5 protein-coding genes and 1 pseudogene are annotated in these 7,265 nt (G+C 57.9%); 5 read left to right on the forward strand and 1 reads right to left on the reverse strand.

What is annotated here, in order from left to right; genetic code table 11:
* The first annotated feature begins 120 nt into the window (after positions 1-120).
* The 4 genes from AC0L21_RS37595 (at position 121) to AC0L21_RS37610 (ending at position 4,285) form a co-directional block, all read left to right on the forward strand.
* Positions 121-675 (forward strand): MFS transporter, encoded by a 555-nt coding sequence (locus AC0L21_RS37595; protein ID WP_473267009.1) that lies wholly within the window; start codon positions 121-123, stop codon positions 673-675.
* A complete protein-coding gene (locus AC0L21_RS37600; RefSeq protein ID WP_439035785.1) occupies positions 588-875 on the forward strand; it encodes a hypothetical protein in 288 nt (95 codons plus the stop codon). The genes AC0L21_RS37595 and AC0L21_RS37600 overlap by 88 nt, the downstream gene beginning before the upstream one ends.
* 1,011 nt (positions 876-1,886) lie before the next feature.
* Positions 1,887-3,500, forward strand: a complete 1,614-nt coding sequence (locus AC0L21_RS37605) for an oleate hydratase (RefSeq protein WP_473267007.1) — start codon at positions 1,887-1,889, stop codon at positions 3,498-3,500.
* 26 nt (positions 3,501-3,526) lie between these two features.
* On the forward strand, positions 3,527-4,285 hold the full coding sequence (locus tag AC0L21_RS37610) for a glucose 1-dehydrogenase (RefSeq protein WP_439034105.1): 759 nt from the start codon (positions 3,527-3,529) through the stop codon (positions 4,283-4,285).
* Between the two features lie 497 nt (positions 4,286-4,782).
* Here the strand turns inward: AC0L21_RS37610 and AC0L21_RS37615 are convergent.
* Positions 4,783-5,544: pseudogene (locus AC0L21_RS37615) on the reverse strand (IS110 family RNA-guided transposase); the annotation flags it as partial.
* A gap of 131 nt (positions 5,545-5,675) precedes the next feature.
* Here AC0L21_RS37615 and AC0L21_RS37620 point away from each other — a divergent pair.
* Complete coding sequence (locus tag AC0L21_RS37620) at positions 5,676-7,151, forward strand: IS4 family transposase (protein ID WP_473267011.1); 1,476 nt, start codon at positions 5,676-5,678, stop codon at positions 7,149-7,151.
* The last annotated feature ends 114 nt before the right edge of the window (positions 7,152-7,265 follow it).

Genomic DNA, 7,265 nt, shown 5'->3' on the forward strand with positions numbered 1-7,265 from the left:
AGAAGTGGAGGCGTCAAGCACCCCCACGATATGCCGCCTTCCCGATTCCCGCCGTCACCAACTTTCGGCGATAGCTCCCGTATGGGTGTTGCGACCGCAATCGTATTCGGCGGGATCTCGATGGCGACCGTTGTTGGCGTGCCGCTCGCGAACCTCGTCGGTCAGGTGAGCGGATGGCGTGCAGCGTTCGGATTAATTGGAGCCATCGGACTGATCACCTCAGCCCTGATGGTGGCAGTTCTTCCGAACATGGAGGCCGGGACGCCAGCGGGATGGAGAGAGCTTGGATCGGTCTGCCGCAGACATGACCTGCTGGGGATCTATGCCGTAACGGCATTCATGGCGGCGGCGCACTTCGCGGCGTACACATTTATAGAACCATTCCTCAGAGAGATTCCAAATCTTGCCCATGTCATGATTGGCGCGTTATTGTTCAGCTTTGGTGGAGCAGGATTTCTTGGGAACATCCTGGCCGGCGTTCTCATCGACCGATTCACCAAGTCCATCATCACTGCTGGGCCCTGTGTCTGGCGCTCGTTGGCCTTGGATGGTTCGGTCCCCAACTGGGGACAGATCGGGTCCTTGTCTTGCTGGTCATCTGGGGCGCCGCCGCCGCGGCGCTGTTCGCGGGACTGCAGACCTGGATCCTGCGCGCCGCCGGTTCGACAATCATGACTGCTGCCGCGATACACTCGGCGGTCATCAATTCAGCCATCGGCTTCGGAGCCGTCCTTGGCGCCCAGATATTGACTGTAGCCGGCGTATCGGGAGTGATGCTGGCCGCCGGTATGGTCGTCATTGTCCCGCTGCTGATAGTGCTACCGCAAGCGGTCCCACAGACTGTTTTGAAAAAAGGGTCGTTGCTTGATGGATGACGCCGCAGCCAGGCGCACAACGCAGATCGCTACTGCCCCCATGACGGATGTCGTAGGTAACATTCTGCTGGTACGCAAGCGTGGGACCGAAAGTTTCATGCAGCACGGGCCGAAAGATCGAACGGGGTAAAACACCACGCGAGGCCCTGTCCCAAGAACTGATTGAGGAACTCGGAATCGAAGTGTCCGCCGATGTACCCGAACATCTCGGTCGGTGTCGATCGAGCACTTTCTTGGGCCAATCCAATCGAAGTAGAAAGACGTAAGCTGGCGCTGGCGCAACTCACACGTGAGTATGTGCTGCCCGTTCCCAAGATTCGCTAACGAATGCGACAATACCAAAGCCGGAGATGTGAAGGGCGTACTGGAGGAGTATTTGCGCATATTTTATGCGCCCACATCTTCAGTTGTAGCTGCCTTCTTACGCTTTTAGTGCCAACACAGATGTGGAAGTAATGACAATACTTGTGACGGGTGGCGCCGGGCATTGGGCGGCGCTGATGCTAGCCGTCCTTCTGCGGCGTTGCCGGCGCGCGGCGTAGAGATCAAGCGGTCGGTGTTCACCGATCACGCGGGTCAATCGGCGATCCAGTGTTCATCGAGCAGGCGATGAAGGGGTGCGGACGGTCTTTCATGCGGCGACGCTGCACAAGCGTAAGCGTAGCTCTGCGGCCCTTTTTGATTGGTGCTTGACGCCTATTTTGAGCGCGTGACGCGGCGCCGCGGCTTCCAAATTTCAGACGAAGCGTTGACGGCGGCCTCGAGCGCCTTGCTGACGATGACGTTGGGATCGAAGTGTTCGGGCCCCTCCGGCTTCATGAAACACCCAATCTCGGTGTCCATCAAACCGGCAGCAGCTCACTTCGGCCCGGCGACAGCTACCTAAAGGGGTAGGCCCAGCTCCCGCAACGGAGAGCTATGTTGTGGTTGGTCACATAGGTCCGTTGAGCCCCCAACTGACGATCACCGGATCGACACGCCCTGGTACAACCTGTGTTCTCGGAGGACCTCATGTGCCCTGCGCCCCAGTTATCGCGCCCCCATCCGCAGGCGACTCCACGTAGAGCCTATTTGGTCGGAACGGGCATCGCCGCGTTGGCGGCTGCGGCCTATCTCATCAAGGAGGGCGGGCTTATGGGCCCTAATGTGGTGCTGTTCGAGGAGACGGAGCACTTTGGCGGTAGCCTCGACGCAACGGGCAATCCGAAAGATGGCTATTTGATGCGCGGCGGGCGCATGTTCGAGGAGAACTTTAACTGCACCTTCGATTTACTCTCCTTCATTCCCTCGATCGGCGATCCGGCCAAGTCGGTGAAGGACGAACTGATGGAGTTTCATCAGGAGTTCTCCTGGGACGACAAAGCACGCCTGATCTCGGGCGGTGAGATCGTCGACGTGTCTGACCTTGGTTTTACGGAGAAAGACCGACTCGATCTCGTGGCCTTATGCGCAACCCCGGAATCTGTGCTTGGCATTAGGACGATTCAGGACTGCTTCGAGTCCGAGTTCTTCAACAGTAACTTTTGGTTCATCTGGTGCACCACCTTCGCTTTTGCGCCCTGGCATAGTGCGGTCGAGTTCAAGCGCTACTGCCTCAGGTTCCTGCACCTGTTTCCGACCATCGACAGCATGAGGGGGATCTACCGGACCCGGTTCAACCAGTTCGATGCCATAGTTCGCCCGATCGTCGCGTGGTTGACGATGCGAGGCGTGCGGCTGGAGAAGGGGGCGGAGGTCACCGATATTGATGTCTTGATCCAACACGGGCAGAAGACTGCCACGTGCCTACGCTACAAGCAGGGCGGGGAGCATCGCGCTATAGATCTGACGGAGCGAGATCTGGTTTTCATCACGAACGGGTCGATGACATCCGACACCAGCTACGGCTCAATGGACACGGTTCCGGTTCTGAACAGAGAGCGAAACGGCAGCTCTTGGAAGCTATGGGAACGTTTGGCCAGCATAAGCCCGGACTTCGGTCAGCCCGCGGCCTTTGTCTCTAGTCTTGCCAAATCCAAATGGGAGTCCTTCACGGTCACGGGCGATGATTCGACCTTCTTCGATCGGCTTGAAGCCTTCACCGGAAGCAGTGCCGGGCACGGCGGACTAATCACGATCAAGGATTCCAATTGGCTTCTGACCATTGTCCTTAACGCACAGCCACACTATTTCGAACAGCCGAAGAATGTTTGGGTCTGGTGGGGTTACGGGCTGTTCCCAGACCAACCCGGTAACTTCGTCCATAAGCCCATGTCAGAGTGCACGGGGCGTGAGGTCCTTATCGAGTTGCTTTCGCACTTGCGCTTTACGGATAGTATTCCGCACATTCTCGGCAGCTCACGCGTCGTGACCGCGATGATGCCCTACATCACGGCCCAGTTCATGCCACGGACTGGGACGGACCGACCGAAGGTGATTCCCAAGGGATCGCGCAATCTCGCCTTCATCGGCCAATTCTGCGAAATGCCTGACGACGTCGTGTTTACGGTGGAATATTCCGTTCGCGCGGCGCAAACCGCCGTGTTCACCTTGCTCGACGTTAAACGCGGGGTCTCGCCCCTCTACAAGGGCCAGCGTGATCCCGGCATTCTTTTTAGTGCTTGGAAAACGCTGCACCGCCGTTAGCCAACAAACGAAGCGAGGCCCCTGTCGTGAGGCGTATGAATGAGAAAGTCATTCTGGTCACGGGCGGAGCTCGAGGGATGGGTGCCGCTCATGCCCGCCTGCTGGTAGACGAGGGGGCAAGAGTGGTGATCACTGATCTTCTTCAGGAAGAAGGAGAGATCCTCGCGGCTCAACTTGGTACGTCGGCTCTATATGTGCGTCAGGACGTCACACAGCCGGAGGAGTGGTGCAACGCGATCGCGAGCGCGGAAAATAGCTTCGGCGCGCTGAACGGCCTGGTCAACAACGCGGGTATCTGCAGCTTTGCCCCGATCGAGCAGCTCTCGCTCGATCAGTGGAACAAAACCCTCGCAGTCAATCTTACTGGTGTGTTCCTCGGCATGCAGGCGGCTCTACCCGCGATGCGCCGCGCTGGCGGCGGTTCGATCGTGAACATCTCATCAGTCGAGGGGCTGCGTGGTAGTGCAGGGCTCAATGCCTATGTCGCCTCGAAGTTCGGGGTTCGGGGTCTGACGAAGTCCGCCGCCCTGGAGGCAGCGGCGTCGGGTGTCCGAGTGAACTCTGTTCATCCCGGCTTGGTCGCCACCCCGACCACCAGGAACTGTGATGGCTACTGTTTTCCTATTCCACTCGGGCGGGCCGCCCAGCCGCAAGAAGTGTCGGAAGCAGTGTTGTTCCTGCTCAGCGACCAGTCCTCCTATCTAACCGGCTCGGAAATCGTGGTTGATGGTGGTCTGACGATAGGTCTCCCGCACAAATGTCTTCCACCGGAAAGCATCTTTTGAGAAACATCGACTGCTTGTGTCATCCGTCAAAGCAGCTTCAAACTCTCGACCGATCCCTCCTTGCTCGCCGACTACGACATCCCGATAAGCATGGACGGCAGGAGCGCCCGGCACAGGCTTGTGGCGCAGCGGCAAATGCGCGGAATTATACGTGAGGGCCTATGACAAGATCAACAAGCGCGCAGCTCGATCGGCCGATATGTGTTTCGGCATGGAATAAGGGCTCTGACTCATATGTGGAACGGCCCGGGCCGCAAGATCTTTCTCTGGTTGAACAAGGGATGACGGTGCGTCATATGTTCGGCCTCTAAAACACGGCGCCTGGCCGCTGGCCACGATGATATCCGCGGAAGCAATCGCCCAATCAATTTCTCGCGCTCGAAGCGCAGTGAGTCAGGCGGTCTGATTGCTACCGGGAATGACGTCATTCGGGGTTCATCCAGATTTGCACCTTGCCTCCTCGGCAGCTTTCTTCTTCCGCCGGAGAGCTCTTAAGATTAGGTTTTCAGCATTGCAGCCGGCGCCTGATAGATGCCGCCTCTGACCAGCAAGGCCCAGATGGTGCGCGCCATCTTATTGGCGAGCGCCACGGATACGACCTTGACCGGCCGTCTTTGCAGCATGGTCCGAATCCAGAGCGGGACTTTCAAGCCTCCTTTAGCGAGCTTGATGATCGAGGTCGCACCAACGATCAAGAGCGTCCGTCGTTGCCGATTTCCACGCTTTGATATCGCGCCGAGCCTTTCGTTTCCGCCGCTCGACTGTGCCCTCGGTGTGAGCCCCGTCCAAGCCGCAAAATCTCGTGCAGTCGCAAAATTGCGAGCATCCAAAACCGATGTCCGAACGGTAGCGGCGATGAGAGGACCGACACCCGGAATGCTCATCAGACGCCTTGCATCGGGGTCCTTTCTGACGGCAACCAAAATCTCTCTGTCGAGCTTCTCTATGCGGGTTGTAAGCAGCTCAATCTGTTCAGCGAATAGGATCAGGGCAAAGCGGGCGGCGCCGGGGATCCTATTGTCTTTTTCGTCCCGGAGAAGCACCAGGAGTTTTGCGATGCTTGCCATGCCTGTGCCAGCGATAATGCCCAATTCGGCCATATGAGCCCGCAGAGCATTTGCAGTCTGGCTGCGCTGCCTCATTAGCATCTCTCGCGTTCGCAAAATCATGCTGGCTGCTTGTTGTTCGGCAGTCTTCACCGGTACGAACCGCATTGTCGGGCGGGTGACCGCCTCACAAATGGCTTCAGCATCGTACGCATACGACGAAGCTTTCAATTACCCACAAATGCTTGATTCTATTGCGATAGCCCCGATCGAAAAATCTTGAATCGGATGAATCGCTTGTGATTCATTGTCGAGCACCTGAATCGCGGCGGCGAGGTGCCTTGATGCGTTCAAGCGGAACGACGTGTCGTTGGTCGGCCAGCCCGGATGATGGTGCTGAAAGCGCCGTCGAACATTGGACGGAGCGGGAGATCGACAAAGCAGCTTTCAAAGATGCCCGTCTGGGTCAGCGATTTGGGGAGCTGTTGAAGCAAATTGGTGACGGCATGGGCGGAAGCATACCGCTCGCATGCCAGGACTGGGCGAGCACGAAGGCGGCCTACCGCTTCTTCGCCAACGAACGCGTGGAGGAAGCTGACATCCTCAGCGGCCACTTCGCCGCCACACGCACGCGCTACGACGATTGTACGGGCCCAATTCTCCTCATTCAGGACACGACGGAATTCTCCTACCAACGTGCGAATACGAGCGCCATCGGCCTGACCAAGAGCGTCAATAGCGGCCGGGACAAGGATGGCCGTTGGCGTCATCACACGGTCTGCGGAATTCTGATGCATTCCAGTCTCGCCGTAACTGTCGAGGGCCTACCGCTGGGATTGGCGGCGGTGAAGTTCTGGACACGGAAACAGTTCAAAGGCACCGCGCAGCTCAAGAAGAAGATCAACCCGACCCGCGTTCCCATCGAGAAGAAGGAAAGCGTTCGCTGGCTCGACAATCTCAGGCAATCGATCGAGCGGCTCGGACAGCCGGCGCGTTGCATTCATATTGGCGACCGCGAAAGCGACATCTACGAATTGTATTGCCTGACGCAAGAGCTTGGCGCTCACTTCCTTGTCCGCGCCTGCGTCGATCGGCTGGCAGGCGACGGCGGTCATACGATTGCAACCGAGATGGAAGAGACCAGCGTCAAAGGCTTGCATTACATAGACGTGCGCAACGACAAGGGTGAGACGACGAAGGCCGCGCTGGAAATCAAGTTCAAGCGGATCGCAGTCTTGCCTCCCATCGGGAAGCAGAAACGTTATCCAGCCCTCGACCTGACGATAATCCATGCCACCGAGCGCGGTACGCCAAAGGGCCGTAAACCAATTGAATGGAAGCTCATCACAGACCTAGCCGTCCGCAGTCGCTCCGAAGCAATCGAGAAGATCAACTGGTACGCCATGCGATGGAAAATCGAGGTGTTCCATAAGATCCTGAAATCGGGTTGCAAGGCGGAAGACTCAAAACTCCGGACGGCGGAGCGACTTGCCAATCTAATGGCGGTCTTCTGCATTCTTAGCTGGCGCGTCCTCTGGCTCACCATGCTCAATCGCATCGCCCCAGACGCGTCACCGAAACTCGCGTTGACGGACACCGAGATCGCGTTGCTCGATCGACTCATCAGCGGCGCCAGCCATCGACGATGTCGCCCTGGAACCCTTGCATTCTACTTGACCAAACTTGCACGATTGGGTGGCTACCTGGCCAGGGCCGCCGATCCGCCACCCGGAAATGTTGTCATCTGGCGCGGACTCTCCAGACTCACTGATATCGAACTCGGCGCCGAAATCGGAGCGGCCGGAAATGTGGGTAATTGAAAGACGACGAAGGCCGCCTGATTGACGCATGCGCGCGAGCGCGACGAGCTCTATGAAGGGCGTTGCGTGAAGATCAGGCAGCCTGCTGATCGGCGGGAGTGTCGCCTTGGCGGA

The organism is Bradyrhizobium sp. WSM4873 (assembly GCF_055811355.1).

What these genes read in the sequence shown, in the direction of transcription:
- AC0L21_RS37595 (WP_473267009.1), top strand. Translation starts at nt 121, where the DNA reads ATGGCGACCGTTGTTGGCGTGCCGCTCGCGAACCTCGTCGGTCAGGTG.
- AC0L21_RS37605 (WP_473267007.1), top strand. Translation starts at nt 1,887, where the DNA reads ATGTGCCCTGCGCCCCAGTTATCGCGCCCCCATCCGCAGGCGACTCCA.
- AC0L21_RS37620 (WP_473267011.1), top strand. Translation starts at nt 5,676, where the DNA reads ATGCGTTCAAGCGGAACGACGTGTCGTTGGTCGGCCAGCCCGGATGAT.